This window comes from Albimonas donghaensis (assembly GCF_900106695.1).
In the GTDB taxonomy this organism is placed as follows: domain Bacteria; phylum Pseudomonadota; class Alphaproteobacteria; order Rhodobacterales; family Rhodobacteraceae; genus Albimonas; species Albimonas donghaensis.
In genome coordinates this window covers 1,229,553-1,256,445 of sequence record NZ_FNMZ01000001.1, presented here as the reverse complement: position 1 = coordinate 1,256,445, position 26,893 = coordinate 1,229,553, and the positions used below count along the sequence as shown (strand labels likewise).

Genomic DNA, 26,893 nt, shown 5'->3' with positions numbered 1-26,893 from the left:
GCGTGACGCGCGCGCTTCCGGCGCATCGTCGCCGCCGCGGCCCGGTTCCCGGTTTTCCCATCATGGGCCGCGCACGCATCGCGCCTGCCGCCGGCCCGCATTCCCCCGGCGACGGAGCGCTTCTGCGCCGGTCCGTCGCAAGGCGAGTCTTGCGAACGGGCCGACGCCCGCCCTCCCCCGGAGAGAGCGATCACTACCCGATCCTGAAGGCTTCATCGCGACGCCGGAGCCCCGAGACCGCGCGGCCGGGCGCCCCCCTCGCCTCGCCGCGCGGGCGCGCGCCCTGCCACGGGCGATACGGTCGACGCGCGGCTCCCCTCGCCGGCGTGGCGCGCCCGGCACGCGCCTCTGGCCGCGCCCCGCGCCGCATCCCGCCATGCCCGCGCTTGCGCGGCGCCGCGCCGGACGCTATCTGGCCTGCATGGCGGAACAGGCCCCTCTCTCCCTCGGAACCGTGCGCACCGGCGGCGCGCCGGAAGGCTACGACGCGAAGCTCGTCGCCGACCTCGCCGCACGCGCCGGCGGGCCGGTGATCCATGTCGCGCGCGACGACCAGCGCATGGCCGCGCTGGCCGAGGCGCTGGCCTTCTTCGCCCCCGACCTCCCCGTCATCCGCTTCCCGGCCTGGGACTGCCTGCCCTACGACCGCATCTCCCCCAACGCCGACATCGCCGCCGCCCGCATGGCCGCGCTGGCGCTGCTCGCCGACGGGGCCCCGCCGCGGGCCGCCATCCTCACCACGCTCGCCGCCGCCGCCCAGCGCGTGCCGGCCCGCGACACGGTCCGCGCCGCCTCCTTCACCGCTGAAGTCGGCCGTCCGCTCGATCTCGACGAATTGCGCGCCTACCTCGCGCGCATGGGCTTCAACCGCGCCCCCACCGTGACCGAGCCGGGCGACTACGCCATCCGCGGCGGGGTGGTGGACGTGTATCCCTCGGGCGCCGAATCCCCGGTCCGCCTCGATCTTTTCGGCGACATGCTCGACGGCGCCCGGCGCTTCGACGCCGAGACCCAGCGCACCATCGAGAAGATCCCCCGGGTGGAGTTCGCCCCCGTCTCCGAGGTCACGCTCGACGACGCGGCCATCGCCCGCTTCCGCACCGCCTACCGGGAGGCGTTCGGCGCCGCCGGCCTCGACGATCCGCTCTACGAGGCGGTCTCGGCCGGCCGCAAGCAGCAGGGCATGGAGCATTGGGCGCCCTTCTTCCATGAGCGGATGGAGACGATCTTCGATTATCTCCCCGACGCGCCTGTGGCGCTCGATCACCAGATCGAGGAAGCCCGCGCCTCCCGCTGGGAGATGATCGCCGACCATTACGAGGCCCGCCGCGCGGCGCTCGCCGACAAGCCCGCGCTCGGCGCCGCGGTCTACAAGCCCGCGCCCCCGGAACGCCTCTACCTGACCGAGGCGCAATGGATCGAGGCGCTTTCGGGCCGGCCGCTGCGCCGATTCTCGCCGTTGCCGCAGCCGCCGGGACCGGGCTGCGTGGATATGGGCGGGCGCATCGGGCGGGGCTTCGCGGCCGAGCGCGCGCAGGAAGGGGGCAATGTCTTCGACGCCCTCGCCACCCATCTGCGCGCCCTGCTGAAGGCGAAGAAGACCGTGATCTTCGCCACCTATTCCGAGGGCGCCCGCGACCGGGTGAAGACCCTGCTGGAGGATCACGAGGCCCCGGCCTCGCGGCTCGTCTCCCGTTTCGCCGATGCGAAGGCGGGGCTGGTCAACCTCGCGATCTGGCCGCTGGAGCAGGGGTTCGAGACCGCCGACCTCGCCGTGGTGGCAGAGCAGGACGTGCTGGGCGACCGCCTGATCCGCGGCCCCCGACGCCGCAAGCGCAACGAGAACTTCCTGTCCGAGGCCTCGTCGCTTTCCGCCGGCGACCTGGTGGTGCATGTCGAGCACGGCATCGGCCGCTTCACCGGGCTGGAGACGGTGACCGCGCTGGGCGCCCCCCACGAATGCGCCGCGCTGGAATATGCCGGGGGCGACAAGCTTTACCTGCCGGTGGAGAATATCGAGCTGCTGTCCCGCTACGGGCAGGAGACCGCGCTGCTGGACCGGCTGGGCGGCGGCGCCTGGCAGGCCCGCAAGGCGAAGATGAAGGAGCGGATCCGCGACATGGCGGACCGCCTGATCCGGATCGCCGCCGAACGCACCCTTCGCAAGGCCCCGGAATTCGAACCGCCTCAGGGGTCGTGGGACGAGTTCTGCGCCCGCTTCCCCTACCAGGAGACCGACGACCAGCTCGCCGCCATCGAGGACGTGCTGGGCGACCTGGCGGCGGGCTCGCCCATGGACCGGCTGATCTGCGGCGACGTGGGCTTCGGCAAGACCGAGGTGGCGCTGCGCGCGGCTTTCGTCGCCGCGCTTTCGGGCACGCAGGTGGCGGTGGTGGCGCCCACGACCCTGCTCGCGCGTCAGCATGCCAAGACCTTCGCGGAACGCTTCCGCGGCTTCCCGGTCAATGTCCGGCAGCTGTCGCGCTTCACGCCCGCCAAGGAGGCCGCGGACACCCGCAAGCGCCTGGCGGACGGGACCGTGGACGTGGTGGTCGGCACCCATGCGCTGCTGGCCCAGGGCATCCGGTTCAACGATCTCGGCCTGCTGATCATCGACGAGGAGCAGCATTTCGGCGTCCGCCACAAGGAGCGGCTGAAGGAGCTCCGCTCGGACGTCCATGTGCTGACCATGACCGCGACGCCGATTCCGCGCACCCTGTCGCTGGCCATGTCCGGCGTGCGGGAGCTGTCGGTGATCGCCACGCCCCCCGTGGACCGGCTCGCCGTGCGCTCCTACATCGCCGAGTTCGACCCGGTGACGGTCCGCGAGGCCCTGCTGCGCGAGCATTTCCGCGGCGGGCAGAGCTTCGTGGTGGTCCCGCGCATCTCGGACCTCGACGAATTGCAGACCTTCCTGCGTGAGCAGGCGCCCGAGATCACCTTCGTCACCGCTCATGGGCAATTGGCCGCCGGCGATCTCGACGAGCGGATGAACGCTTTCTACGACGGCAAATACGACGTGCTGCTGGCCACGACCATCGTGGAATCCGGGCTCGACATTCCCCGCGCCAACACGCTGATCGTGCACCGGGCGGACATGTTCGGCCTGTCGCAGCTCTACCAGATCCGGGGTCGGGTCGGGCGCTCCAAGCTGCGCGCCTACGCCTATTTCACCACCGAGCCGCGCAAGCGCCTGACCGACGGGGCCGAGAAGCGGCTGAAGGTTCTGGCGAGCCTCGACAGTCTCGGCGCGGGCTTCACGCTCGCCTCCCATGACCTCGACATCCGCGGGGCCGGCAACCTGGTGGGCGAGGAGCAGTCCGGGCATATCAAGGAGATCGGCTTCGAACTTTACCAGCACATGCTGGAGGAGGCGATCGCGCGCATGAAGGCCGGGGACGTCGACGTGCCGACGGACAGCGGGGACTGGTCGCCGCAGTTGGGGCTCGGCGTGCCGGTGATGATCCCGGAGGCCTATGTCCCCGATCTCGACGTGCGGCTGGGGCTTTATCGGCGGCTGTCGGGGCTGGAGACCAAGACCGAGCTGGAGGGCTTCGCCGCCGAGCTTCACGACCGGTTCGGCAAGCCCCCGCGCGAGGTCGAGATGCTGTTGCGCGTGGTGCGGGTCAAGGCCATGTGCCGCCGGGCCGGGATCGCCAAGCTGGATGCGGGGCCCAAGGGGGCGACGCTGATGTTCCGGGACGACAAGTTCGCCAACCCGGCCGGGCTGGCGGGCTGGCTGCAGGACCAGGGCGGGCTGGCGAAGATCCGGGACAACAAGGTCGTGGTGCGCCGCGACTGGGCGACCGAGGGCGACCGGCTCAAGGGCGCTTTCGCCATCGCCCGGGACCTGGCCCGACTGGCCGGGAACGGCAGGAAGGCGGCCTGAGCGGCGCTATCCCGTCGCCCGGAGCGGAGGAACCCCGGATGCCGGGCAGGGCGGCCGGACCTGATCGGGACCGCGCCGCCCGCGTAGGGCGGGTGCGAACCCGCCGCCCCCCGCCGCCCGCGCGCGCAGTCCTCAGTAGCTCATCATGATCGGCATGATCATCCGGCCGTTGAGCGCCAGAATGACCAGCCCCAGCGCCACCACCACGCCGACCTCGATCATCACGAGGTGCAGATGGCTGCCGCGCAGCATGGACTGGGAGAAACGATGCGCCTCCACGTCGCCGCGCAGGGCCGAGGCGGCGACCCGGTCCTCGGCGTCCTGGATCTGCAGGCGCACCGGCTCGGTCATGAACAGATACATGCCGCCGACCAGCATCACCAGCGCCACCGGGTGATCGGCGCCGCCCCTGGCCAGTCCGAACAGCCCCACCACCGCCAGCGAAATGCCGGCGAGCATGATCAGCAGAAAGCGCATGTTGTGGCGCCACAGCGCCTGCCTGCGGGCCTCGATCACCTCCAGCGCGTCGTCGGCCGCGGCCCCCGACAGCCGGCACTTGCGCCAGCACACCACGCTCCAGGCCGCGCGCAGCGCCATGGCGGCGAGCAGCCAGCGGGTGAGCGGGTCGCTCTCGATGACTTCAAGGATGTTGTCGAGCCCGAACATGCGTCGCGTCCTCTTCCTCTCGCGCCCCGCCGTTCCCGTCCGGGGCGGGCGCGTCAGTCCTCGGCCGCGCCCTGCGCGGAGGCGCCCTTGACCGGCCCGTCGTCATTGGCCGCCCGCAGCATCGGGTCGCCGGCCATCAGGCGCAGGATATCCTCGATCATGTCGCTCCAGGTCTCCTGCTTCTGGCAGCCCTGGATCACGTATTTGCCGCCCACGAGGAAGGTCGGCACGCCGCTGACCCCGATCTCGCGCGCCGCGTCGAATTCCTCCTGCACCTCGGCGGCGTCGGCCTCGCTGGTCAGGAGCGCGCGCACCATGTCGCCCTCCATCCCGGCTTCCTCGGCGATGCCGACCAGCACGTCGGGGTCGGAGATGTCGGCGCCGTCCTCGAAATACCGGCGGAACAGCGCGTCGACCACGGGGGTCTGCGCCTCCTCCAGCCGGGCCCAGCGGATCAGCCGATGCGCGTCGAGCGTCGAGGGCGTGCGGGGAATGCGGGAGAAGTCGATCTCCAGCCCCGACTCCTTCGCGGCGTCGGCGATGCGGCCATAGACGTTCGCCGCGGCTTCGGGGCCGCCGAACTTGGCTTCCAGGTATTCCTGCCGGTCCATGCCCTCGGGCGGCATGTCGGGATTGAGCTGGAACGGCCGCCATCGCAGCTCGAACGGATGGTCGGGATGCGCGGCCAGCGCCCGGTCCAGCTCGGTCTTGCCGATATAGCACCAGGGGCAGATCGGATCGGAGATTATGTCCAGCGTTATCATGGGGCCAATGTGGGGAGGATCGCGCCGGGAATCAATTCAACTCTGCGACCGAAATGCGGGCGCGCCCGCTTTCGTCGGCGCGGGGAGCAGGCCGAAGCGCGCGTCCAGCATCCCGCGCAGCCAGGCCTTGAGCGGCGGGTCGAGCCGGGGGAAGTCCGCGTCCTGCGTCGCGCGCGGCTGTCCGCCGGGCCGATCATGGGCCCCGGGCCACTCCGCCTGCCAGGTCGACAGGATCGGCCGCGTCACCTCCGGATGGAACTGCAGGGCCAGCGCCGAGCCGGTGCGGAACGCGAGATTGGGCCAGGTTCCGCGCCCGGCGGCCAGGGGCTCGACCCCCTCGGGCAGGGCGAATCCCTGGGCGTTGCCGCACAGCACCGCGAGCCCGTCGGGAACGGGGTTCGGGGCCGCGCCGGGGGCGACGGGCAGGGCGTGGAGCCGCTCGAACCCGAAGGCGAGCCGGCCCTCGGGATGCGGGCCGACCTTCGCTCCCAGCGCATGGGCCAGCATCTGGGCGCCGAGGCAGATGCACAGCGTCGGCAGGCCGGCGGCGAGGGCGGCGCGGAGCGTCGCGATCTCCTCCGCCATCCAGGGCAGGTCCGCGAGGTCGGTGACCATCTGCGGCCCGCCCATCACCATCAGGCCGTCGAAGCCGGCGAGGTCGGGGATCGGATCGCCCTTCCAGGCATGGACGATTTCGGGCGACGCCCCGCGGGCGGCCAGATGCGCGACCGCCGCATCCGGGCCGGGCATATCGGCATGGTCCAGCACCAGAACGCGCATGGCCGGGCCTCAGCCGTAAAGGGCGGAGAGGTCGACGCTGGGCCGTTCACCAAGATTGGCCCAGTTCTCCTTCAGGAACTTGTCCATGGCCGTGCGCCCGGCCTCCTTGAGGTTCTGCAGCAGCGTCCAGTCCGGCGACATCTTGGTGGCCGCGCCGAGCTGGCGCATGGTCTCGTCATCGGCGACCGAGTGGATCAGCACCGCTTTCATCGCCCCCTCCGGAATGCGCCCCTCGGCGATCAGGCGGCGGGCGAAATTGACCGCGCGAAGTTCGCCCATCAGCGCCGAATTGAACCCCACCTCATTGACCCGGTTGAGAATTTCCCGCGCGGTATAGGGGGCTTCCTCACGCATGATCGGGTTGATGTGGACGATGATCACGTCGCTGGACCTGGTTTCGTAGAACAGGGGCCACAAAGCGGGATTGCCGGTATAGCCGCCGTCCCAGAACGCCTCCCGCCGGCCGGTCCTGGGGTCGTCGATCTCCACCGCCTGGAACACCGTGGGCAGGCAGGTCGAAGCGAGGATGGCCTCGGAATTGATCTCGTTCCCGCGGAACACCCGCGCCTTGCCGGTGCGCACGTTGGTGGCGCAGATGAACAGGTCGGGCCCCTCGCCTTCGCAGACCGCGTCGAAGTCAAGCTGTTTGACAAGAAGGTCGCGTAACGGATTGATGTTGAAGGGGTTCAGATCGTAGGGGGAGAACATGCGCGTCAGCGCGTCGCCCATCCCCCAGCGGGCCCCGGCCTCGATCGCGTCGGCGATGTTGGGGGTGGTGGGGTCCCAGGCGCGGACCCATTCCAGCAGCGGGTTGGGCAGGCCCGGCGAGGATCGCGAAACCGACCGCCAGAAGGAATCCAGCGTCTCCTTCGCCGCCTCCCGCGAGCCGCCGCGCACCAGGCCCGATTTCAGCGCCGCGGCGTTCATGGCGCCGGCCGAGGTGGCGGAGATGCCCTCGATCTCCAGCGCCTCCTCCTCCAGCACGCGGTCGAGCACGCCCCAGGTGAAGGCGCCATGCGCGCCGCCGCCCTGGAGCGCGAGGTTCACGGTCTTGGTCTTGCGGCGAGCCATGGGACGCTCCTCGGTTCGGGCCTCGGTTCGGGCCTCGGATAGGCCCTCGGATCGGGCGTGCGCGCGGCGCGCACCGGACATGCGCCGCGCGTGCGCCGATTTTCGCCCCCGCCGGCGCGGCGCGCGCCCGGCGGAGGGGGTTCATTGGTATTCAAACGGCGCCGCAGGGGAAACCCGGTTTGTCACACCGCACCCTCGCGCGCCCTCCGGTCAGAGCGCGGTCCAGCCGCCGTCCACCGACAGCGTGGTCCCGGTGATCTGCGCCGCGTCGTCCGAGCACAGGAAGGCCACGCAGCCGCCGAGCTGCTCGGTGGTGGCGAATTCCTTGGAGGGCTGACGCTCCAGCATCACCTCGCGGATCACCGTGTCCCGGTCCATGTCGTATTTCTTCATGGTGTCGGGGATCTGCGCCTCCACGAGCGGCGTCAGCACGTAGCCGGGGCAGATGGCGTTGCAGGTGATCGGCTCGCGCGCGGTTTCCAGCGCGGTGACCTTGGTGAAGCCCACGACCCCGTGCTTGGCGGCCACATAGGCCCCCTTGAAGGGCGAGGCGGTCAGCCCGTGGGCGGAGGCGATGTTGACCACCCGGCCCCAGCCGTTCCTGCGCATGATCGGCAGCGCCGCGGCGGTGGTGTGGAAGGTCGAGGACATGTTGATCGCGATGATCGCGTCCCATTTCTCGGCCGGGAACTCGTCGATGGCCGACACGAACTGGATGCCGGCGTTGTTGACCAGGATGTCGACGGAGCCGAGCTTATCGGCCGCCGTCTCCACCAGCGCGCGGCACTGGTCGCCCTTGGACATGTCGGCCTGGATGTAGATGACCTCGGTCCCGTGCGCCTTCGCGATCCTGGCGGCGAGCGCGTGGTCCTCCTCGGTGTCGGAGAAGGAGTTGATGGCGACCTTCGCGCCGCGGGCCGCCAGGACCTCGGCGATGCCGAGCCCGATGCCCGAATTCGAGCCCGTGACGACGGCGGTTTTTCCCTTGATGGACATGTCGCTTTTCGCTCCGTGCATGACTAGGGTCCTGCGGGGCGGACCATGGGCGAGCCCCGTTCCGCCTCTAGAACTAGGACTTCGCAGGTGCGAAAGCGAGCGGAAGGAAAGCGGACGTCCTGCCGCGGGGCGCCGGGTCGCCGGAGGTCGCGCTTGAAGGACGGGCGCTTGAAGGACGGGCGGTCGCGGACCAGCACGCGGGCCCAGGCCGCGATCACGCGCGCAGCCGATCACGCGCGCACGCGATCGCCGCCGCCGACACGGCCGGACACGCGGCGCGCAACGGGAGCGAAGATGAACGACTTCAGGGCAGTGTGGGGGCGAAAAAAAGACGCCCTCCAAGGAGGGCGTCAAGTGTTGAGGCAGGTTTCATACAGGCAAGAAACCTATCGAGCAGTGAGGGCAGGATATGGTTTCGCACCTGCCGCTGGCAAGCGAAAGTTTGGCGTCTTCGCGGGGTTAAGGGGCATTAGCGAAGAATCTGGGCGAATGCGCCGCAGGCTGGCGCTGGCGCTGTCGCTTGCGCTGGCGCCCATATGCGGGGGGGCCGGGGCCGAGCCGACACATGGTCTTGCGATGCATGGCGCGCCCGCATTGGCGCCGGACTTCGACCATCTTCCCTATGCGGACCCTGCCGCGCCCAAGGGGGGGCGGCTGGTGCTGGGCGAACTGGGCGGGTTCGACTCGCTCAATCCCTACATTCTCAAGGGCCGTTCGGTCTGGGCGGTGCGCGGACTTATGGTCGAATCGCTGCTCGCCCGTTCGTGGGACGAGCCGTTCACGCTCTACGGCCAGCTCGCAGGGCGGGTGGAGACGCCGCCCGACCGATCCTGGGTGGAGTTCGAACTGCGCGAGGAGGCCCGATTCTCCGACGGCTCCCCGGTCACGCTGGAAGATGTGATCTGGTCGATGGAGGTGCTGGCGGAGAAGGGGCTGCCGGGGTTCCGAAGCTCGTGGGACAAGGTCTCGCGCACGGAGGTCACGGGGCCGCGCTCGGTCCGCTTCCATTTCGACGCGCCCGATCGCGAGATGCCGCTGATCATCGGCCTGCGCCCGATCCTCAAGAAGGCGGCGTTCGAGGGGCGCGACTTCGCGGAAAGCTCGATGGAGCCGCTGGTGACGTCCGGCCCCTATGTGGTCGAGTCGGCGGAGCCGGGGCGCCGGGTGGTGTTCCGCAAGGACCCGGACTGGTGGGGGGCGGATCTGCCGTTGAACGCCGGCCTGTGGAACCTGGACGAGATCCGCTACGAGTGGTTCAAGGACGAATCCGCTCGGTTCGAGGCGTTCCGCGCGGGCGATATCGACGTGTTCCGCGACGGCGATCCGGACCGCTGGGCGGAGGGCTACGGCTTTCCGGCGGCGGAGCGGGGAGACGTGACGCGCGCGGAGATCCCGCATCAGCGGCCCTCGGGCCTGACCGGGTTCGTGTTCAACACGCGGCGGGACCTGTTCAAGGACGTGCGGGTGCGCCGGGCGCTGGCCGAGGCCTTCGATTTCGAGTGGATCAACAACACCTTGAACCGCGGGGCCTATGCCCGCATCCGCTCGCCTTTCGGGGGCACGCCGCTGGGCTTCGAGGGCGCGGCGGAAGGGGCGGAGCGGGAGATCCTGGCCCCCTTCGCCGACGATCTGCCCGAGGGCGCGCTGGGATCGGACTTCGCCTGGCCGGAGACGGACGGAGAGGGGCGCAGCCGGCGCAACCTGCGCAAGGCGGCGCGGCTGCTGGCGGAGGCCGGCTGGCAGATCCAGAACGGCGTGCTGATGGGGCCGGAGCGCAAGCGGTTCCGCTTCGAGATCCTGCTGTCGGGCCCGGCCTGGGAGCCGGCGGCGCAGGTCTTCGCCAAGTCGCTGTCGGTGCTGGGGATCCAGGCGACGGTGCGGCTGGTGGACGGGGCGCAGTATCAGGCGCGGCGGTCGGACTACGACTACGACATGATCGTCAACACCTGGGCGATGAGCCTCAGCCCCGGCAACGAGCAGCGGTTCTACTGGGGGCGCGAGGGGGTGACGGCGCCGGGCACGCGCAACTATCCCGGCGTCGACAGTCCGGCGGCGGAGGCGGCGATCGACGCCCTGCTGGCGGCGGAGGACCCGGCGGATTTCCAGGCCGCGGCGCGGGCGCTGGACCGGGTGCTGACCACGGGGATCTACGTGATCCCGCTCTGGCACGCGCCGACCAGTCGGATCGCCTACTGGAAGGGGCTCGGCTATCCGGAGCGGCTGCCGCTTTACGGCGACTGGTCCGGCTGGCTGCCGGACGTGTGGTGGCGGGCGGAATAGCCGGTCCCGCGCCGCGCCGCCCCCGGCCGGCGCCGGTTCAACGCAGGACCAGACCCGCCGCCAGCGCCCACATCAGCAGCCCCACGGCCAGGTCGAAGACCCGCCATGCGCGGGGCCGGGCCAGCAGCGGCGCCAGCAGGCGCGCGCCGTAGCCCAGGCCGAAGAAGAACACGAAGGAGGCCGTCGCCGCGCCGATCCCGTAGGCGAGGCGGGAGGCGCCCTCGAACCCCGCGCCGACCGCGCCGACCAGCGCCAGCGTGTCGAGATAGACATGCGGGTTGAGCCAGGTGAAGGCGAGGCAGGCCAGCAGCGCCGCCCGCAGCCCCGGATCGGGCCCGCCGGCGGCGGCGTCGATCCCGTCCTCGCCCTTCCAGGCGGCGCGCAGGCGCATCCCGCCATAGACCGCGAGGAAGGCGGCCCCGCCCCAGGTCATCGCCGTTTCCAGCCACGGAACCCGCTGGGCGACCGCGCCGAAGCCCGCCACCCCGGCGGAGATCAACAGGGCGTCGGAGACCGCGCAGACCAGGCACACCCAGAACACATGCCGCCGCGCCAGCCCCTGGCGCAGCACGAACACATTTTGCGCCCCGATGGCGAGGATCAGCGAGAACCCCGTGGCGAACCCGGTCAGGCCGGGGCCGACCAGAGGCAGGGGCAGGGGCAGGGACGAGGGATCGGGCGGCATCGGGCGAAGGCTCCTGCGGACGAGACGGGATCATGCGGTGACGAGGCGAGGCGCGCGACCAAGGGGAAAGGGGGCCTTGGGGAGACGCCCCGCCGGAGGCGCCGGGCGGAGCGTGGGCCGATGCGCGAGCCGTCCGGGCAAGGGCGGAACACAGGCGCCGCCGCATGCGCAAGCGGCGGGGGCGGCGCGCCCCCGGAACGCCTGGCGGGGCCGCGGTCCGGGCCGTCCCGGCGTCCGCGTCAGCCCTTGCGCGGCGTGTCGGGCAGGGGGCGGCTGCGCACCGTCTCGGGGCGGGCGGCGCGGGCGGGGGCGGCGCGGGCCGTCCCCGCCGCCGGCGCGACCGCGGCCGGGCGGGGGGCGCCGTTGGGGCCGCGTCTGGCCGCGCCCGCCGCGCGCTCCTCCGCCGTCGGGGGCACCACGAGCCCGGCGGAGATCACCAGCTTCGCCGCCTCCTCCACGCTCATGTCCAGCGTCACCACGTCCTTGCGGGGCACGAACAGCAGGAACCCCGAAGTCGGGTTCGGCGTGGTCGGCAGGAACACCGAGACCATCGGCTCGGGCGCGGCCCCGGGGGTCATGAGCCGGTTGTGGGCGTCGACCTTGGGCGGGATCTCGCCGCGGGTGTCGGTGGAGACGAAGGCCAGCGCCCAGACCTCGCGCCTCGGATACTCGATGAGGCAGGCCTCCTTGAACGAGGCGCCCTGGGACTGGGTCAGCACCGTCTCGATGATCTGCTTCACGCCGTTGTAGACCGACCGCACGATGGGCATGCGGTCCACCCAGCGTTCGGCCATCAGGACCAGCTGGCGGCCGAACAGGTTCTTGGTGGCCGAGCCGACGACGGCGGTGAACACGACGAAGACCACGAGCCCGAAGCCGGGGATGTCGACGCCGAGATAGGTGTTGGGATTGTAGACGGCCGGGACCAGCGGGACGATGCGCTCATCCACGAAGGTGATGAAGGTCCACACCAGGTAGAGCGTCAGGGTGACCGGGGCGACGATCACCAGGCCGGTCAGGAAATTGGCCCGGGTGCGCTGCAGGAAACTGCGGCGCGGCGCGCGCGCCTTGCGGCCGGGTTTGCTGGGGCGCGGGGATCGGGCCATGGGCGGCGCTCCGGTCGGGCTATGGGGGCGGCGTGGGGGTCCAGCGCCGGCGCGGAGGCGCGCGGGAAGCGTGGAACGTAAGAAGACGGGCGGCGTTTCGCAACGCGGCGCAGCGCGGCGCCCATGCGTCCGGGCGACTTTTTCGCGGCGGGGTCGGGATTTCGGCCCAGGGCCGGCGCTCGGCGAAGGCCGGGGCCTGCTGCGCTGCGGCGCGGGGCGTGGGGAGAGCGGTCGGCGCGCGCCCCCGCCCCGCCCCCGGATGGCGGGTGCGGGGAGGGGGCGGGGGGCGCTTGAGCCGGCGGCGCGGGCGGCTCAGTAGCCGCGCCGGCGGTCCACCACATGCAGCAGCGGCTCTCCGCGAGACAGGCGGCCGATCTGCTCCACCAGCGCGCCGGAGGCGGTCTCGGGCCGGGTGGCGGAGGCGATATGCGGGGTCACGGTGACCTTGGGATGCGCCCAGTAGGGGTGATCGGCGGGCAGGGGCTCGACCCGGAAGACATCGAGCGTGGCGTGGCCGACCCGGCCCGCGTCCAGCGCCGCCAGCAGGGCGTCGTCGTCGATCAGCGGGCCGCGGCCGGGGTTCACGATCACCGCGCCCTCGGGCAGCATCGCCAGCCGGCGCGCGTCGAGCAGGTTGGTGGTGTCGGGCGTGTCGGGCAGCAGCAGCACCAGGATCTCGGATCGCGCGAGGATGGCCTCCAGCCCCTCGGGGCCGTGGAAGGTCTCGACCCCCTCGATCTCATGCCGGGACCGCGCCCAGCCAGCCGTGTCGAAGCGCAGGGCGGCGAGCATCTTCGCGGCGTCGGTCCCCAGTTCGCCCAGACCCAGCACGCCGACCTTGCGGTTGCGGGTCAGCGGCGGGATGCGCTGGGGCCACTCGCCGGGCGCAAGCGCCAGATGCGCGTCGATCCCCATGTGATGGCGCAGGACATGGGCGCAGACCCAGTCGGTCATGCCCAGCGTCAGGCCGGGCTCGACCATGCGCGCCAGCGGCACCTGGATGCGGTCGTCGCCCACGATCTTCTCCACCCCGGCCCAGAGCGACAGCACCGCGCGCAGGTTCGTGTAGGGCGCGAAGTCCTTCACCGGGCCGTTGGGATTGTAGATGAGCGCGTGGACCTCCGCGGGGTCGACCTCCTCGGGGGTCATGAACAGGCGCATGTCCACGCCCTGTTCGGCGGCGGCGGCGCGCAGGGGGGCCTCCCATTCGTGGCGCTGCGCCTCGCGGCCGGCGAAGAGGATGGTGAGCGTTTCGGCGGTCATGGCGTGGGATCCCCTTCGCGGTTGCAGCATGCATCGCGTAGCCGAGCCGGAGAGGCGGGGCAACCGGAACGGGGGCGCCTGGAGGCACGGTCGGGGGGGGGGCGACCGGAGGCGGGCGTCAGCTCCGCGGGCGGTGGATATGGGCGGACTGGACGAATCCGAAGGCGATCAGCAGCACCATCATCGCCGACCCGCCATAGGAGACCAGCGGCAGCGGCACCCCCACCACGGGCGCGAGCCCCGTCACCATCGCCATGTTCACCGCGAAGAACAGGAAGAAGGTCATGGTCAGCCCGCCGGTGGTCAGCGCCCCGAACCGGTCGCGGTTGCGCAGCATCGACACCGTGCAGAACAGCACGATCAGCGCGTAGAGGATCAGCAGGGCGGAGGCGCCGACGAAGCCGAACTCCTCCGCCAGGGTGGTGAAGATGAAGTCGGTGTGCTTCTCGGGCAGGAAGTTCAGCCGGGTCTGGGTGCCCTGCATGAAGCCCCGCCCCGAGATCCCGCCCGACCCGAAGGCGATCTTCGACTGGGTGATGTGGTAGCCGGCGCCGAGCGGGTCGCTCTCGGGGTCCAGAAAGGTCTCGATCCGGCGGAACTGGTAGTCCTTGATCAGCTGCCAGTCGGTCCCGCGGGATTCGAGCACCGCGTAGACCAGCGCCGCCGCGCTCGCGGCCGCAGTGGCGAAATAGAGCCAGTGGACGCCCGCCAGCCACATCACCGCGGCCCCGCCCAGCCCCAGCAGCAGCGCGGTGCCGAGATCCGGCTGCTTGAGCACCAGCGCCATGGGCGCGAGGATCAGCAGGATCGGCGGGATCAGCCAGAGCGGGCGGGAGGCCTTGCCCTCGCCCAGCCAGTCGTAATAGCGCGCCAGCGCCAGCACGAGAGCGATCTTCATCAGCTCGGACGGCTGGAGCTGGATGAAGCCCAGGTCGATCCAGCGGGTCGCGCCCATGCCGGTGGCGCCCATGACCTCGACCAGCACCAGCAGGCCCATGGAGCCGAGATAGGCCAGCGGGCTGAGCGCGCGCCAGATCCGGATATGGATCATGGCGACGACTATCATCAGGGCGATGCCGATGCCGAAACGGGTGATCTGGCGCGAGGCCCAGGGGTCGAGATCGCCGCCGGCCACCGAATAGAGCATCAGGAAGCCGATGGACGCCACCGCGCAGATCAGCAGCAGCACCCCCCAATGGAAGCGCAGCGCCTTCTGCAGGGCGGAGAGCGGAGCTTCGGGCGGAGCGAGACGGGACATCGTGGCGGTGACCGGAGGCGTTGGGGGGGAGCCTCAGGGGATGCGCCTGAATCGGTGGCGATGCAAGCCGGTCGGGTCGCGCGGGGGCGAGAGTTGATCGGAACGCGTGGGGGGCGGCGCGGAACGCGTGGGGGGCTGCGCGGAACGCGTCGGGGGCGGCGCATGACCGCGCCGCCCCCGTAGGGCGGGTTTCAACCCGCCATCCGCGCGCTCCGCCCGCGTGTCACCGAAGGGTCGGGTCGAACCGGTCCCGCAGCCAGTCCCCGATGACCGAGATCGCCAGCGTCGTGATCACGATCGCCGCCGCCGGGGCCAGCATGATCCAGGGCGCGGACTGGATGTAGTCCCGCCCGTAGCCGACCATGTTGCCGAGGCTGGTCAGCGGCGGCTGCACCCCGAGCCCGAGGAAGGACAGCCCGGATTCCAGCAGGATCACCTCAGGGAAATTCAGGCTCATCGACACGATCAGGGTCGAGGCGATGTTGGGCAGGATATGGCGGAAGTAGATCCGCCAGGGGCTCGCGCCCAGATCGCGCACGGCGGCGGCGTAGCCCTGCTCCTGCGCCGCGATCGCCAGCCCGCGGGAGATGCGGGCGATCCGCTCCCACCCGTGGAATCCCAGAAGAATGGTGAACAGCGTCAACGAGTTGCCCAGGAAGGCCAGCGCGGCCAGCGCGATGATCATGAAGGGCATCGCGGCCTGGGCGTCGATCAGCATCAGGATCGCCTGCTCGACCCGGCCGCGGAACCAGGCGGCGAGGAAGCCCAGGCTCACCCCCAGCGTCGCCGCGATCAGGGTGGAGAGGAACGCGATCACCATCGACACCCGCACCGACTGGATCAGGCGCGAGAGCACGTCGCGCCCCAGCTCGTCCGTGCCCAGCGGATGCGCCCAGTCGCCCCCCATGCCGACGGGCGGGATCAGCCGGGCCCGCAGGTCGAGCGCGAGGAAATCATAGGGCGCGATCTGCGGCGCGAAGGCCACCACCACGAGGCACAGCGCGATCCAGGCGAGCGCGATCAGCACCATGGGGGGCCAGGCCTCGAAGAAGGCGCGGGCGCCGGCCTTGGCGGTGAACACGCTGCCCGAAGCGGGGGAGGTCGGCTCGGAGGTCGGGTCGGGAATGGCGGACATGTCTCGGGCTCCCTCAGGCGGTTTTCAGGCGGGCGGTGCGCAGCCGGGGATCGACCCAGCCATAGGCGAGATCGACGGCGAGATTGGCGCCGACCATGGTGGTCCCGATCATCAGGATGATCACCTGCACCACCGCCAGATCCCGGTTGGCGACCGCGGTCACCAGCAGCCGCCCGACGCCGGGCCAGGAGAAGATGCTCTCCACCACCACGGCGCCGGCGACGAGGCTGCCGACCATGAAGCCGATGATGGTCAGGGTCGGGATGGCGGCGTTGGGCAGGACATGGCCCACGATCACCTCGCGCCAGACCAGGCCCTTGGCCGAGGCGGTGCGCACATAGGGCTGCCCCAGCACCTCCAGCATGGCCGAGCGGGTGAAGCGCGCGATCACCGCCGCCCCGATCACGCCCATGGTCACCACCGGCAGGATGGCGTGCGAGATGGTGTCGGACCCGCCCGAGGGCAGCCAGCGCAGCTTGACCGCGAAGATCAGCGCCAGCACCAGCCCCATCACGAAGCTGGGCACGGTGAAGCCCATGACCGAGCCCGCCATGATCGCCCGATCCGCCCAGGTGTTGCGGTTGAGCGCGGCGAAGATCCCGGCGGGCAGGCCGATCAGCAGGTTCAGCGCGAAGGCGGGCAGGGTGATGGCCAGCGTCATCGGCACGCGTTCGCCCACCACTTCCAGCGCGGTGCGGCCGTCGCGCATGGAATTGCCGAGGTCGCCCTGGGCGATGGCCCCGAAATACTTGAGGTATTGCATCCAGATCGGCTGATCGAGCCCCCAGGCCGCGCGGAAGGCGGCGTAGGCCTCGGGCGGGGCCTCGGGGCCGAGAATGGTGATGGCCGGATCGCCCGAGAGGCGCAGCACGATGAAGGCGGCGGAGACGATCAGCACCAGCGTGACCAGCGCGCGCCCGAGGCGGGAGAGCAGGTAGCGAAGCATTCTTTGGGATCTCTCAGGCGGCGGCGGAAACGGCGGCGTGGGGGGGCGACGCGGGGGTCGGCGAGGCGGGAGCGGGCGAGGCGGGGGCCAGGTGGCAGGCCACGGCCCGGCCGGCGTCGCGCAGCAGGGGCGGACGCTCGGTCGCGCAACGGGCGATGGCTACGGGGCAGCGCGGGTGGAACGGGCAGCCCGGGGGCGCGTCGACCGGGTTCGGCGGGTCGCCGCGCAGGGCGGTGCGGGCCCGGCGGCGGCCCGGCACGGGAACGGCGGCGACCAGCGCCTGCGCATAGGGGTGGAGGGGCGCGCGGAACAGGGTCTCGGGCGGGCCTTCCTCGACGATCCGGCCCAGATACATCACCGCCACCCGGTCGGCCATCTGCCGGACCACCTTCAGGTCATGGCTGATGAACAGCGACGCGAAGCCGGTCCGCGCCCGCAGGTCGTCGAGCAGGTTGAGCACCTGCGCCTGGATGGAGACGTCGAGCGCGGAGACCGGCTCGTCGCAGACCAGCAGGTCGGGTTCGAGCGCGAGGGCGCGCGCGATGACCACGCGCTGACGCTGGCCGCCGGAAAGCTCGTGGGGGAAGCGGGCGGCCATGTCCGGCCGCAGGCCGACGGCGTCCATCAGGGCGGCGGCGCGCTCGCGGGCCTCGCCGCGCGGGGTGGCGGGGGCGTGGATGGCGAAGGGCTCGGCGATCTGGTCGAGGATGCCGAGCCGGCGGTCCAGCGCGCCGAGCGGGTCCTGGTAGACCATCTGCATGCGCCGGCGCCGGGCGCGCCAGGCGGCGTCCTGGCGGGCGGGGGCGGGGGCGGGGGCGCCGTCGAAGCGGATCTCGCCGGCCGAGGGCGGGATCAGGCCAAGCGCGAGCTTGGCGGTGGTGGACTTGCCGCAGCCGGATTCGCCGACGAGGCCCAGCGTCTCGCCGCGGGCCAGGTCGAAGTCGATGCCGTCCACGGCCTTGAGCAGACCGGGCCGTCCGAACAGACCGCCGGGCAGGCGGACGGGGTAATGGCGGGCGAGGCCGCGGACCGAGAGCAGGGGCGTCTCGCCCTCGGTCGCGGGGGCGGAAAGGTCGGGCGAGGTCATCGGCGGGGATCCGTGGGCAGGGCGGTCAGATGAAGGCGCGCGGGCGCGGCCAGGCGGCGGCGCGGCCTGGCGCCCGGCGGGGGCGCCGTCCGCGCGGGCGTTTCGCCCGCGCCCGGCCGCGAAGCGCGGCCGGCGGCGTCGCGGCGCGACGCCGGGGACGGCTGGCGCGCACCCTCGATGGAGGGCGCCCGGCGGAACCGTCGCAAGGCGCGGGCGGAAGGCGTCGGAGAGGACGGCGGGCGCGAAGGGGATCGCGGCTGGGATTGCGGCGGGCGGGCCGGCGCCTCGGCGGGCGTCGGCACGAAGACCGGGGCGCGCAGGGCGGTCACGGGCGGGCCTCGGCGGGCTGGCGCGCCGCGCGCCGAGCCTGCGCGTCCGCGTGGGGGGCGGCGGAGGACGCGGGCGCGCCCTCCCGCGGGCGGGCGTCGGGGCCGCGGCGCAGGCAGGCGGCGAGATGGCCGCCGCCCAGCGGACCCAGCGCCGGCAGGGCGGCGGCGCAATCGGCCCCGGCCTCGGCGCAGCGGGGGGCGAAGGCGCAGCCCGGCGGCAGCGCATGGGGCGCGGGCACCGCGCCGGGAATGGCGTCGAGCCGCCGCCGCGGCCCCTCGATATCCGGCAGCGCCGCCATCAGCCCGCTTGTGTAGGGATGCGAGGGCGCGTCGAACACCCGCGCCGCCGGCCCCGTCTCCACCACCCGGCCGCAATACATCACCGCCACCCGGTCGCACATGTCCGAGATCACGCCCAGATCGTGGGAGATCAGCACCATGGCCATCCCCGTCTCGGCCCGCAGGTCGTCGAGCAGGTCGAGGATCTGGGCCTGGATCGTCGCGTCCAGCGCGGTCGTGGGCTCATCCGCGATCAGCAGCTCGGGCTCGCCCGCCAGCGCCATGGCGATCATCACCCGCTGGTTCATGCCGCCCGACAGCTCATGGGGATATTCATCGAGCCGCTGGGCGGGGTTGGAGATGCCCACCCGCTCCAGCAGCCGCGTCGCCTCGGCCCGCGCCTCGGCGCCGCGCAGCCCGCGATGCAGGCGCAGGGCCTCGCCGATCTGCCAGCCGATGCGGCGCACCGGATTGAGGGACGAGGACGGGTCCTGGAAGATCAGCGCCACGCGCCCGCCGCGGATGGCGGCCAGGCGACGTTCAGGGGCGCCCAGGATCTCCTCCCCCGCCAGCCGGACCGACCCGCCGACCCGCGCGCGGTCGTCCAGCAACCCCGCGGCGGCCAGCCAGGTGATCGACTTGCCGCAGCCGCTTTCCCCGACCACGCCCAGCGTCTCGCCGCGCATCACCTCCAGGTCGACGCCGTGCAGGGCGCGCACATAGCGCCGGCCGATGTCGAAATCGATGGTCATGCCGGTCAGCGACACCAGCGGTTTCAGGGGATCGAGCGGGTTGGTCATGGGGCGCATCCGTGACGGGACTGGAAACGGGGGGCGGAAAACAGGCGCGCCCCCCGCCATGACGGCGGAGGGCGCGAGGGTCAGGTCAGCCGATCAGTTGGAGGAGCCGACGGCGAAGTTGCCGGCGCGGAAATCCATCGACAGCAGGGCCGAGGGCTTCCACGCGATGTCGGCGCGCTTGCCGTAGAAGATCGCGTTCTGGTGGAGGACCGTGTAGGCGGGGTCCTCGCGCTCGGCGATCTCCAGCATCCGCTGGAAGGCGTTGCGGCGGGTCTCCAGATCCGTCGAGGTCTCAAGCTTGATGCAGAGCGCGTTGAACTCCTCGTTGGTCCACTCGCCGACCTGCTGCTGCTGGCCGTTCTGGCAGTGCTGGTTGACGATCGAGGAGACCGGATCGGGATAGGGCGCGGAGTTCGACCAGTCGCGGACCATGCGCGGACCGCTCTCGGTGTCGAAGATCTGCTGCCAGTTCTCCTTCATCTCGATCTCGATGTTGAGACCGATTTGGCGGAAGGCCTCGGCGTTGATCTGCGCGGTGGAGACCTGGTTGGTGTAGTAGTTGTTCAGCACCCGCACGGTGATCGGCGAGCCGTCATAGCCGGACTCGGCGACCAGCTTCTTGGCCAGGTCGAGGTCGTATGCGGGCACTTCCCAGTCGGCGAGATACATGTCGCCGTAATATTCCCACTGCAGGCCGGCGGGCACCTTGGTCCGGCCGCCCCACAGCGCGTCCACGATCAGCTCGCGGTCGATGGCGTGGGTCATCGCCTGGCGGATCTTCACGTTCTTCATCGGGCCGTTGTTCTTGTCGAACACCATCAGGCGATGGTTGGTGATCGGGCCGCCGACGACCTCGAAGGCCGGGTCTTCCTCGACCAGCGCGATCTGGTCCGGGGGCACGTCGGTGATGAAGTCGTATTCGCCCGACAGCAGGCCGTTCACGCGGGACGCGACCTCGGGGACCACGAGGAAGCGCAGCTCCTTGATCGGCGGCTCGCCGCCCCAGTAGTCCTCATGCGCGGCCAGGACCAGCACGTTGTCGGGGCGGAAATCCACCACCTTGTAGGGGCCGGTGCCGACCGGGGCGCGGGCGAAGTCGGCCCAGGTGGCGGCCTCCTGATAGGCGCGCTTGGACAGGATCTGCGCCCCCCCGCGGGAGATGCGGCCTTCCAGCGTGGGATCGGGAACCTTGGAGATGAAGCGGACGGTCATGTCGTCCACCTTCTCGACCCGGTCGAGGTTCGGCCAGGCGCGCTTGGCGACCGCGGCGACCTCGGGCGGGGGCACCTTGCCCTTGGTGGCGGTGGCGGCGGAGGAGGTGAAGAGCGTCGCGCCCTCCTTCTGGGCCTCGACCTGCTCGGGCAGGGTGCCGAACCGCTCGGGGGAGAAGGTGAAGACCACGTCTTCGGCGGTCATCACGTCGCCGTTGTGGAACTTCACGCCCTCGCGCAGCGTCAGCTCGACGGTGCGGTCGTCGATGCGCTTCCAGGAGGTTGCGAGACCGGGCTTCTGGGGCAGGTCGTCGGTCTGGCGCTCGAAGTCGATCAGGCCTTCGTAGATCGAGTAGAACACGCGGGCGCCGACATTCGACTGCTCGCGCAGCACGTCGAGCGCGCCGGCGTTGACGATCTGCTGCACGGCGACGGTGATCGTCGGGCGGTCGGCGGCCTGGGCGCCCGGCGCGACGAGCGCGGTGGAGGCGAGCAGGGCCGCGCCGGCGGCGAGGCTCAGAAGGCGGCGGGGAAAGGTCATGCGGCTGGGTTCCGGTCGCTGGAGGAGAGGGCGGGGCGGCGAGGCCCCGTCGGGTCCGGGGGCGGAGGATGGGGGCGGCGTGCGACGGAGCGGCGACAGCTTCGCGAACCTTTGTCGCGGCGCGGGCGCGGGGGCCGGGGCCGGTCCCGGTCTGCGCCGGGAAGCCCTGCGGCATCAGGCCCTTGGCCCGCGTCGCCGGGACGTCATCAAACCGCCGCGCAAGCCGTGCGAGGGTCCGCGCGCAACGGATCGAAAGGAATGGATATGCGACAGGTCGGGCAGGTGATCGTGGTGGTGTTCGACGGATTGAGACCGGATCGCATCACGGCTGACACGATGCCGTCGCTTTCCGCCTTTCTCGGCGGCGCCGCCTGGTTCCGGGAGGCGCGGACCGTGTTCCCCTCCTACACCCGCGTCTGCACCACGGCGCTGGCCACCGGCGCCTGGCCGCGGGATCATGGCGTGGTCGGCAACGCCTTCCACCAGCCGCGCGTGGTGACGGGGCGGCCGCTCGACACCTCGCGGCGGGCGGATCTGGAGGCGCTGGCGGAGGCCGAGGGCGCCGTGATCACCGCCCCCGATCTCGGGAGCGCGCTGGCGGCGTCGGGCCGGCGGATGGTGGCGGCGCATTGCGGGTCCTCGGGCTCGGCCTTCCTGGTCAACGCCGGGGCGGCGGAGCATGCGGGGCACTGGACCTTCTCCATCCACGGGGAGGATCACACCCGCACGCCGGAGGCGGTCGCGGCGTCGGTCGCGCGGCACGGCCCGTTGCCGGAGCCCGACATGCCGCGGCTGGCGGCCGTGGCGCGGGCCGAGGCGGTGATCCGCGACATGGGGCTGGCGGAGGCGCCGGACCTGGCGCTGGTCTGGTTTCCGGAGCCGGACACGACCTTCCATTACCGACGCATCGGCTCGGCGGAGGCGAGGGAGGCGCTGGCCGCCTGCGACCGGGCCTTCGAGGCGATCCGGGCGGCGGCGCCGGCGGATGCGCTGATCGTGGCGATGTCGGATCACGGGCAGATCACCGTGGACCGGGAGGTGGATATCGAGGCGGAGCTTCGCGCCGCCGGCTTCCGCGCCGGGGCGGCGCCGCGGCCCAGCGACGATTTCGGGATCACGCGGGGCGCCTCGGGCGAGATCCGGGCCCTGCGCCCCGCCGCCCCGGTGGCGGAGCTGGCGGAGTGGCTGATGGCGCAGGACTGGATGGGGATGGTCTTCGCGCGTGAGGCGCTGCCGGGGACGCTGCCCGTCGCGCTGGTGGCGGGCGATCATCCGCGGGCGCCGGACCTGCATTACGTCTGCCGTTCGGGCGACGGGCCGGACGAATTCGGCTTCGAAGGGTTGGGGGTCTTCACCGGCGGCATCCCGGTCGGCGGCGGCATGCATGGCGGGCTGCATCGGCGGGAGCTGAACACCCTGCTGGCGATCTCCGGGCCCGGCGTGGTTCCGGGGGCGCTGGACTGTCCGGCGGGGATCGTGGACGTGGCCCCGACGATCCTCGCGGCGCTGGGAGCGCCCGCGCCCTTCGGCCAGGGACGGGTGCTGGACGAGGCCTGGGGCGCCGCGGCCGAGCCCGCCGAGACCCTGACCGACGAGGTCTCGCATGGCGGGTTCCGCCAGCGCCTGACCCGGCTGCGCTACCGGGGCAAGACCTACCTTGCGGAGGGCGGGCGCGTCTGACCGTCGGGGGGGAGGCGGGTTCGCACCCGCCCTACGGGCGTCGCGCCACGCCGTAGGGCGGGTTTCAACCCGCCGTCCTCCGCCCTCCGTTCTCGCCCCCGTTATCGGTGGCGAAACGCGAACGGGGCGGCCGGGGTTTCCCCCGTCCGCCCCGTCGCGCCCTGCCTGTCGGGCGCCTTTTCTTCCGCCCGGCTTATCGGGCGAGCTTCGTTCCGCCCGGCCTATCGGGCGAGGCCGCGGGCCTTGAACCACTCGGCGGCGGGCTGCACGCCGGACTTGTCGCGCAGCTCCAGGTTCAGGCGGGGGGCGGCGCCGCAATGCTCCAGCGCCTTGAACACCGAGCCCCAGAGGATGTCGCCCATCCCCGGCGCCCAGTGCCGGTCGGCATAGCCGTCGGCGTCCTGGATATGCACGTGGTTCAGCATGTCCCCGGCCGCGAGGATGTAGTGATCCACCGGCGGCGCGCCGGTCGAGCGATGGGCGTAATGGGCGTGGCCGGTGTCGACCGAGACCCGCACCGCGTCGCTCCCGAAGCTTTCGGCCAGGCGCACGCGCTCGGCGGGGTCCTTGTCCTCGATGTTCTCAAGCACCAGCACGACGCCCAGCCGCTCGGCCCTGGCCACGGCGGCCTCCAGGCTGGCATGGACGTTGTCGAACATCCGGTAGGCGCCGGGCAGGTGGTGGCGGTTGTTGTAGTCCCAGGTGGTCGCGGGCGAGTGAATGACCATCTGCGTGGCGCCGATCGCCTCGCAGACGTCGAGACCCTGGTCCATCCGCTTGCGCACCACGTCGCGGATCAGCGGGTCCATGGTGCCGAGCGAAAAGCCCCAGAACGGTCCGTGAATGCCGAGCCGGCCGGTATGGGCGGCGAGCAGCTTGCGCGTGCGCGCCGCCACGGCCTGCCAGTCGCCGTCCAGCACCTCGGCCGAAAAGAAGTCCTGCACCTCGAGATCGCGCTGGTCCTGCACGATCCAGTCGAGCTGGGCCTCGATGTCGTCATTGGGCAGGCAGACGCCGAGCACGGGCAGCGCGGCCTCGGCCGCGGCGGCGGTTTCCGGCGTGGACATGGGGCGGTTCATGGGCGGGGTCCTCTCGGGTCCGTGGGGGAGTCCGCCCCGGATACGCCCGGCGCGTGACCGGGCCGCGTCGGTTCGGCTGCGGTTGCGTGACGGTTGCGCGGCGCCGGAGGGGGACGGGCGGGCGGCCTCGCCAAGATCGTGGAGCGGGGCTAGGGTCGCGCCCGACAGGCCCCGCAGAGGCGCCGACAGGACCGAGGGAGGGCCGAGCGGATGACCGCGACCGACACCGCGACCGACACCGCGACCGACACCGCGACCGACACCGCGACCGACACCGCGACCGACACCGCGACCGACGCCGCGACCGATACGGCGGCCGCCGCCGTCGCCGCGCAGGCGACGCTGCATCACCAGTGGCTGCTGGGCCTGCAATTGATGGTCGCGACCCGCGAGGGGCCGGAGGCGACGGGGGAGTGGATGTTCCGCCTCTTCCGCCGTCAGCACCACGCCAAGTTCCTGTCCAGCTTCGGGAAACTGGGGCTGGAAGGGCTGCCCCACGCCGTCGCCTGCGCCCGCTACCACGTCCTGTCCAACGGGGTCGGCGGCGTGCGGGTGGAGTATATGGAGGAAGGCCCCCGCAAGGCCTGGGTGCGGTTCCGCTATCCGCGCTGGATGTATGACGGGCCCACGATCTGCGGGGTCCCGGTCGAGGCCTCGCGCGGGTTCCTGCGGGGGTGGTATGCGCAGAACGGCGTGTCGCTGGGCAATCCCCGGCTGGGCTTCGTGTGCGTGTCGGAGGACATGACCGGGCAATTCGGCCTGTGCGGCTACTTCCGGGAGGCGGACCGGGATCTGGCGGAGGACGAGCGGCTGGTCTTCGCCCCCGACGAACGCCCGCCGGAGTTCGACCCCGCCGCCCAGCCCGAGCCGCCGGCGGAGGACTGGCCGCAGGCGCGGCTGGACAAGGCGGCGCGCAATTACGCGATGGAATATTGCCGCAACGGGGTGGCGGAGCTGGCGGGCGTGCTCGGGCGCGACCGGGCGCGGGAGCTTGCGGGCCTGTCCGCGCGGCTGACCGGCTTGCAGCATTACCCGCGCATGGCCGAGGCGGTGGGCGGCGTCGATGGCGGCCCGGCCGAGGCCGCGGGCTTCCTCGCCGCCATGTTCGAGGGGATGGGAGACGAGACCGCCCTTGAGGTCTCGGGATCGCAGGCCGTGATCCGCCAGTCCGGGCTGCGCATCGCGCGGGGGCTGGAAGGCGCGGCGCGCGACGACCTGCTCGCGGCCTGGACGGAGCTGTGGCGCGGCGCCGTCGCCTCCCACCGCGCCTTCATGTCGGTGGAGGTCGCGCCGGAGGGCGACGGGTTGGCCTGGACCGTTTCGCGGGCCTAGGGCGGGCGCCGTCTAGGCCGCGGCGGCGGGCGCGCCGGAAAGGGCGATGGCCAGCCCGTCGACGACGGAGGAGAACGCGTCCGACCGGCTCAGGCGCGCCTCCGGGCACACGGCGACCGCTTCTTCCGACACCAGCCCCATCAGCGACGAGCCGCCGACCAGCACCACCGAGCCGATCCCGGAGGCGGGCAGGTCGGCGAGGCGCAGCGTCTCCTGCATCGCCTCGCGCAGGCCGGCGCGGAACTCGGAGAGCGACGCGTCCATCGAGGCGGGCGAGATCGGCGCGAACAGCCCGCGCTCGATCGGGGACATGTCGATGCGGGCGGCCGCGGCTTCGGGCGACCCCGCGGGGACGTTGGCGGCGATCTTGCCGGCCTCCACCGCGAAGGCGAGCTCGTGGCCCAGCTGGTTGTCGATGACCTTGGCGAAGCGGGACAGGCGCTCGGGCTCGACCGCCTCGCGCACCATCTCCTGCACCTCGCGCAGGGTTTCGGGGGTGTAGAGGAAGGGGATCTTGGCCCAGGTCGACATCTCGGCGAAGAGATCGTTGGGCACCGGCAGCAGGCCCTTGCCGAAGGTGCGCCGCAGCTCTCCGCCCAGGCCCAGCAGCGGCATGGCATGGGTCATCGACACCGCGTGGTCGAAATCCGTGCCGCCCAGCCGCACGCCGTGCGAGGCGATGATGCGCACATCGCTTCCCGCTCGCCGGAACACCGAGAAATCCGAGGTGCCGCCGCCGATATCGACGATCAGCCCGGTCTCGCTGGCGCGCAGGCCCTCGGCATGGCTCTCGGCGGCGGCGGAGAGGGCGGCGGCCTCCGGCTCGAACATGAAGCCCACTTCCTCGAAGCCGGCGGCGTAGTAGCAGTCGCGCAGGTCGTTCTGGGCCTGGGCGTCGCGCTCGGGGTCGATGGAGTGGAAATGCACCGGCCGCCCCGACAGCGCCCGGCGGAAGGGGCGGCCGGCCTGCCGCTCGGCCTGCTGGCGGAGCGCGAGGAGAAAGGCGGAGATCACGCTGGCCAGCGTGCGGCGGCGCCCGCCGATGCGGCGCTCCTCATGCAGCAGGGGCGTGCCGAGCACGCTTTTCAGGGCGCGCATGTAGCGGCCCTCCTCGCCCTCGATCAGGGCTTCCGCCGCGGCGGCGCCGATCAGCATGGGCGCCCCGTCGGCGGGGAAGAACACGGCGGTGGGCAGGGTGTCGGCGGCGCCCTCCACCGCAAGGCGCATGGGGCGGCCGTCCTCCACGATCGAGACGGCGGAGTTCGAGGTGCCGAAGTCGATGGCGAGCGTGTCGTCGTAAAGGTCGCTGGGCATTGTCCGCATCCCCCGGGGCTAAGGCGCGAGGGAGCGCGAACTATCCGATCGCGGGCCCGCGGGCAAGCCCGAAGCGGCGCCTACTTGAGCTGACTGTCCTTGGAGCCGCGGCGGTTCACGCCGCCGCGGACCACGGGGGCGGCGTCGCGTTCGTTCTGGCATTCGATGCACAGGCGCACGCCGGACAGGGCGGCGCGGCGGGGCTCGGGGATCGGCTCCTCGCATTCGACGCAATGGGTGCGGCTTTCGCCCCGCGGGGCGGTCGTGGCGCGCAGGCGCGAAAGCTCGTCCTGGATCGAGGCGTCGATCTGCTCGTTCACCGCGCCGTCGCGCGCCCAGCCGCCGGCCATGAGGCGTCTCCCGTTGGTTGCCGCGTCCAGTCTAGCGCCGCGGCGAGGGGGC

21 protein-coding genes are annotated in these 26,893 nt (G+C 71.9%); 4 read left to right on the top strand and 17 right to left on the bottom strand.

The window, feature by feature from the left end; genetic code table 11:
- Positions 1-421 precede the first annotated feature (421 nt).
- Positions 422-3,889: a transcription-repair coupling factor gene (gene mfd / locus BLV24_RS05260; RefSeq protein ID WP_092680279.1), complete on the top strand. Its 3,468-nt coding sequence runs from the start codon at positions 422-424 to the stop codon at positions 3,887-3,889.
- Between the two features lie 132 nt (positions 3,890-4,021).
- Here mfd and BLV24_RS05255 read toward each other — a convergent pair whose 3' ends face one another.
- From BLV24_RS05255 to BLV24_RS05235, 5 genes are all read right to left on the bottom strand, one after another.
- Complete coding sequence (locus BLV24_RS05255; RefSeq protein ID WP_092680039.1) at positions 4,022-4,555, bottom strand: hypothetical protein; 534 nt, start codon at positions 4,553-4,555, stop codon at positions 4,022-4,024.
- A 53-nt stretch (positions 4,556-4,608) separates the two neighbouring features.
- Positions 4,609-5,319: a DsbA family oxidoreductase gene (locus BLV24_RS05250; RefSeq protein ID WP_092680038.1), complete on the bottom strand. Its 711-nt coding sequence runs from the start codon at positions 5,317-5,319 to the stop codon at positions 4,609-4,611.
- 36 nt (positions 5,320-5,355) lie between these two features.
- A complete protein-coding gene (locus BLV24_RS05245; protein ID WP_092680037.1) occupies positions 5,356-6,099 on the bottom strand; it encodes a type 1 glutamine amidotransferase in 744 nt (247 codons plus the stop codon).
- Between the two features lie 9 nt (positions 6,100-6,108).
- Positions 6,109-7,170, bottom strand: coding sequence for a patatin-like phospholipase family protein (locus BLV24_RS05240; protein WP_092680036.1), 1,062 nt, complete (start codon positions 7,168-7,170; stop codon positions 6,109-6,111).
- A gap of 210 nt (positions 7,171-7,380) precedes the next feature.
- On the bottom strand, positions 7,381-8,166 hold the full coding sequence (locus BLV24_RS05235; RefSeq protein ID WP_092680035.1) for a 3-hydroxybutyrate dehydrogenase: 786 nt from the start codon (positions 8,164-8,166) through the stop codon (positions 7,381-7,383).
- Positions 8,167-8,655: 489 nt separating this feature from the next.
- On the opposite strand from BLV24_RS05235, the gene BLV24_RS05230 reads away from it, so the two are divergent.
- Positions 8,656-10,446, top strand: coding sequence for an extracellular solute-binding protein (locus BLV24_RS05230; RefSeq protein ID WP_245710385.1), 1,791 nt, complete (start codon positions 8,656-8,658; stop codon positions 10,444-10,446).
- Positions 10,447-10,483: 37 nt separating this feature from the next.
- Here BLV24_RS05230 and BLV24_RS05225 read toward each other — a convergent pair whose 3' ends face one another.
- The 9 genes from BLV24_RS05225 to BLV24_RS05185 form a co-directional block, all read right to left on the bottom strand.
- Complete coding sequence (locus BLV24_RS05225) at positions 10,484-11,131, bottom strand: LysE/ArgO family amino acid transporter (RefSeq protein WP_092680033.1); 648 nt, start codon at positions 11,129-11,131, stop codon at positions 10,484-10,486.
- A gap of 239 nt (positions 11,132-11,370) precedes the next feature.
- Positions 11,371-12,237, bottom strand: a complete 867-nt coding sequence (locus BLV24_RS05220; protein ID WP_092680032.1) for a DUF502 domain-containing protein — start codon at positions 12,235-12,237, stop codon at positions 11,371-11,373.
- A gap of 312 nt (positions 12,238-12,549) precedes the next feature.
- Complete coding sequence (locus BLV24_RS05215) at positions 12,550-13,500, bottom strand: 2-hydroxyacid dehydrogenase (RefSeq protein WP_092680031.1); 951 nt, start codon at positions 13,498-13,500, stop codon at positions 12,550-12,552.
- A gap of 118 nt (positions 13,501-13,618) precedes the next feature.
- The gene (gene rodA, locus BLV24_RS05210) at positions 13,619-14,758 is read right to left on the bottom strand and encodes a rod shape-determining protein RodA (RefSeq protein ID WP_092680030.1); all 1,140 of its coding nucleotides are present in this window, start codon (positions 14,756-14,758) and stop codon (positions 13,619-13,621) included.
- A 223-nt stretch (positions 14,759-14,981) separates the two neighbouring features.
- Positions 14,982-15,893 (bottom strand): ABC transporter permease, encoded by a 912-nt coding sequence (locus BLV24_RS05205; protein WP_092680029.1) that lies wholly within the window; start codon positions 15,891-15,893, stop codon positions 14,982-14,984.
- Positions 15,894-15,906: 13 nt separating this feature from the next.
- Positions 15,907-16,839: an ABC transporter permease gene (locus BLV24_RS05200; RefSeq protein ID WP_092680028.1), complete on the bottom strand. Its 933-nt coding sequence runs from the start codon at positions 16,837-16,839 to the stop codon at positions 15,907-15,909.
- 13 nt (positions 16,840-16,852) lie between these two features.
- Positions 16,853-17,926: an ABC transporter ATP-binding protein gene (locus BLV24_RS05195; RefSeq protein ID WP_092680027.1), complete on the bottom strand. Its 1,074-nt coding sequence runs from the start codon at positions 17,924-17,926 to the stop codon at positions 16,853-16,855.
- Between the two features lie 325 nt (positions 17,927-18,251).
- On the bottom strand, positions 18,252-19,334 hold the full coding sequence (locus BLV24_RS05190) for an ABC transporter ATP-binding protein (protein ID WP_092680026.1): 1,083 nt from the start codon (positions 19,332-19,334) through the stop codon (positions 18,252-18,254).
- Between the two features lie 93 nt (positions 19,335-19,427).
- Positions 19,428-21,086, bottom strand: a complete 1,659-nt coding sequence (locus tag BLV24_RS05185; RefSeq protein WP_092680025.1) for an ABC transporter substrate-binding protein — start codon at positions 21,084-21,086, stop codon at positions 19,428-19,430.
- 258 nt (positions 21,087-21,344) lie between these two features.
- Here BLV24_RS05185 and BLV24_RS05180 point away from each other — a divergent pair, with 258 nt between their 5' ends.
- Entirely contained in the window at positions 21,345-22,766 is a 1,422-nt protein-coding gene (locus tag BLV24_RS05180; RefSeq protein ID WP_092680024.1) for an alkaline phosphatase family protein, read from the top strand.
- A 221-nt stretch (positions 22,767-22,987) separates the two neighbouring features.
- Here the strand turns inward: BLV24_RS05180 and BLV24_RS05175 are convergent, their stop codons facing one another.
- Positions 22,988-23,845, bottom strand: a complete 858-nt coding sequence (locus BLV24_RS05175; RefSeq protein WP_245710384.1) for a sugar phosphate isomerase/epimerase family protein — start codon at positions 23,843-23,845, stop codon at positions 22,988-22,990.
- A gap of 210 nt (positions 23,846-24,055) precedes the next feature.
- On the opposite strand from BLV24_RS05175, the gene BLV24_RS21895 reads away from it, so the two are divergent.
- Positions 24,056-25,177: a hypothetical protein gene (locus tag BLV24_RS21895; protein WP_176954626.1), complete on the top strand. Its 1,122-nt coding sequence runs from the start codon at positions 24,056-24,058 to the stop codon at positions 25,175-25,177.
- 12 nt (positions 25,178-25,189) lie between these two features.
- Here BLV24_RS21895 and BLV24_RS05165 read toward each other — a convergent pair whose 3' ends face one another.
- Positions 25,190-26,491 carry an Hsp70 family protein gene (locus BLV24_RS05165; protein WP_092680023.1) on the bottom strand — a complete coding sequence of 434 codons (1,302 nt, stop codon included), beginning with the start codon at positions 26,489-26,491 and terminating at the stop codon, positions 25,190-25,192.
- An 80-nt stretch (positions 26,492-26,571) separates the two neighbouring features.
- On the bottom strand, positions 26,572-26,841 hold the full coding sequence (locus tag BLV24_RS05160) for a DksA/TraR family C4-type zinc finger protein (protein WP_092680022.1): 270 nt from the start codon (positions 26,839-26,841) through the stop codon (positions 26,572-26,574).
- Between the last annotated feature and the right edge of the window lie 52 nt (positions 26,842-26,893).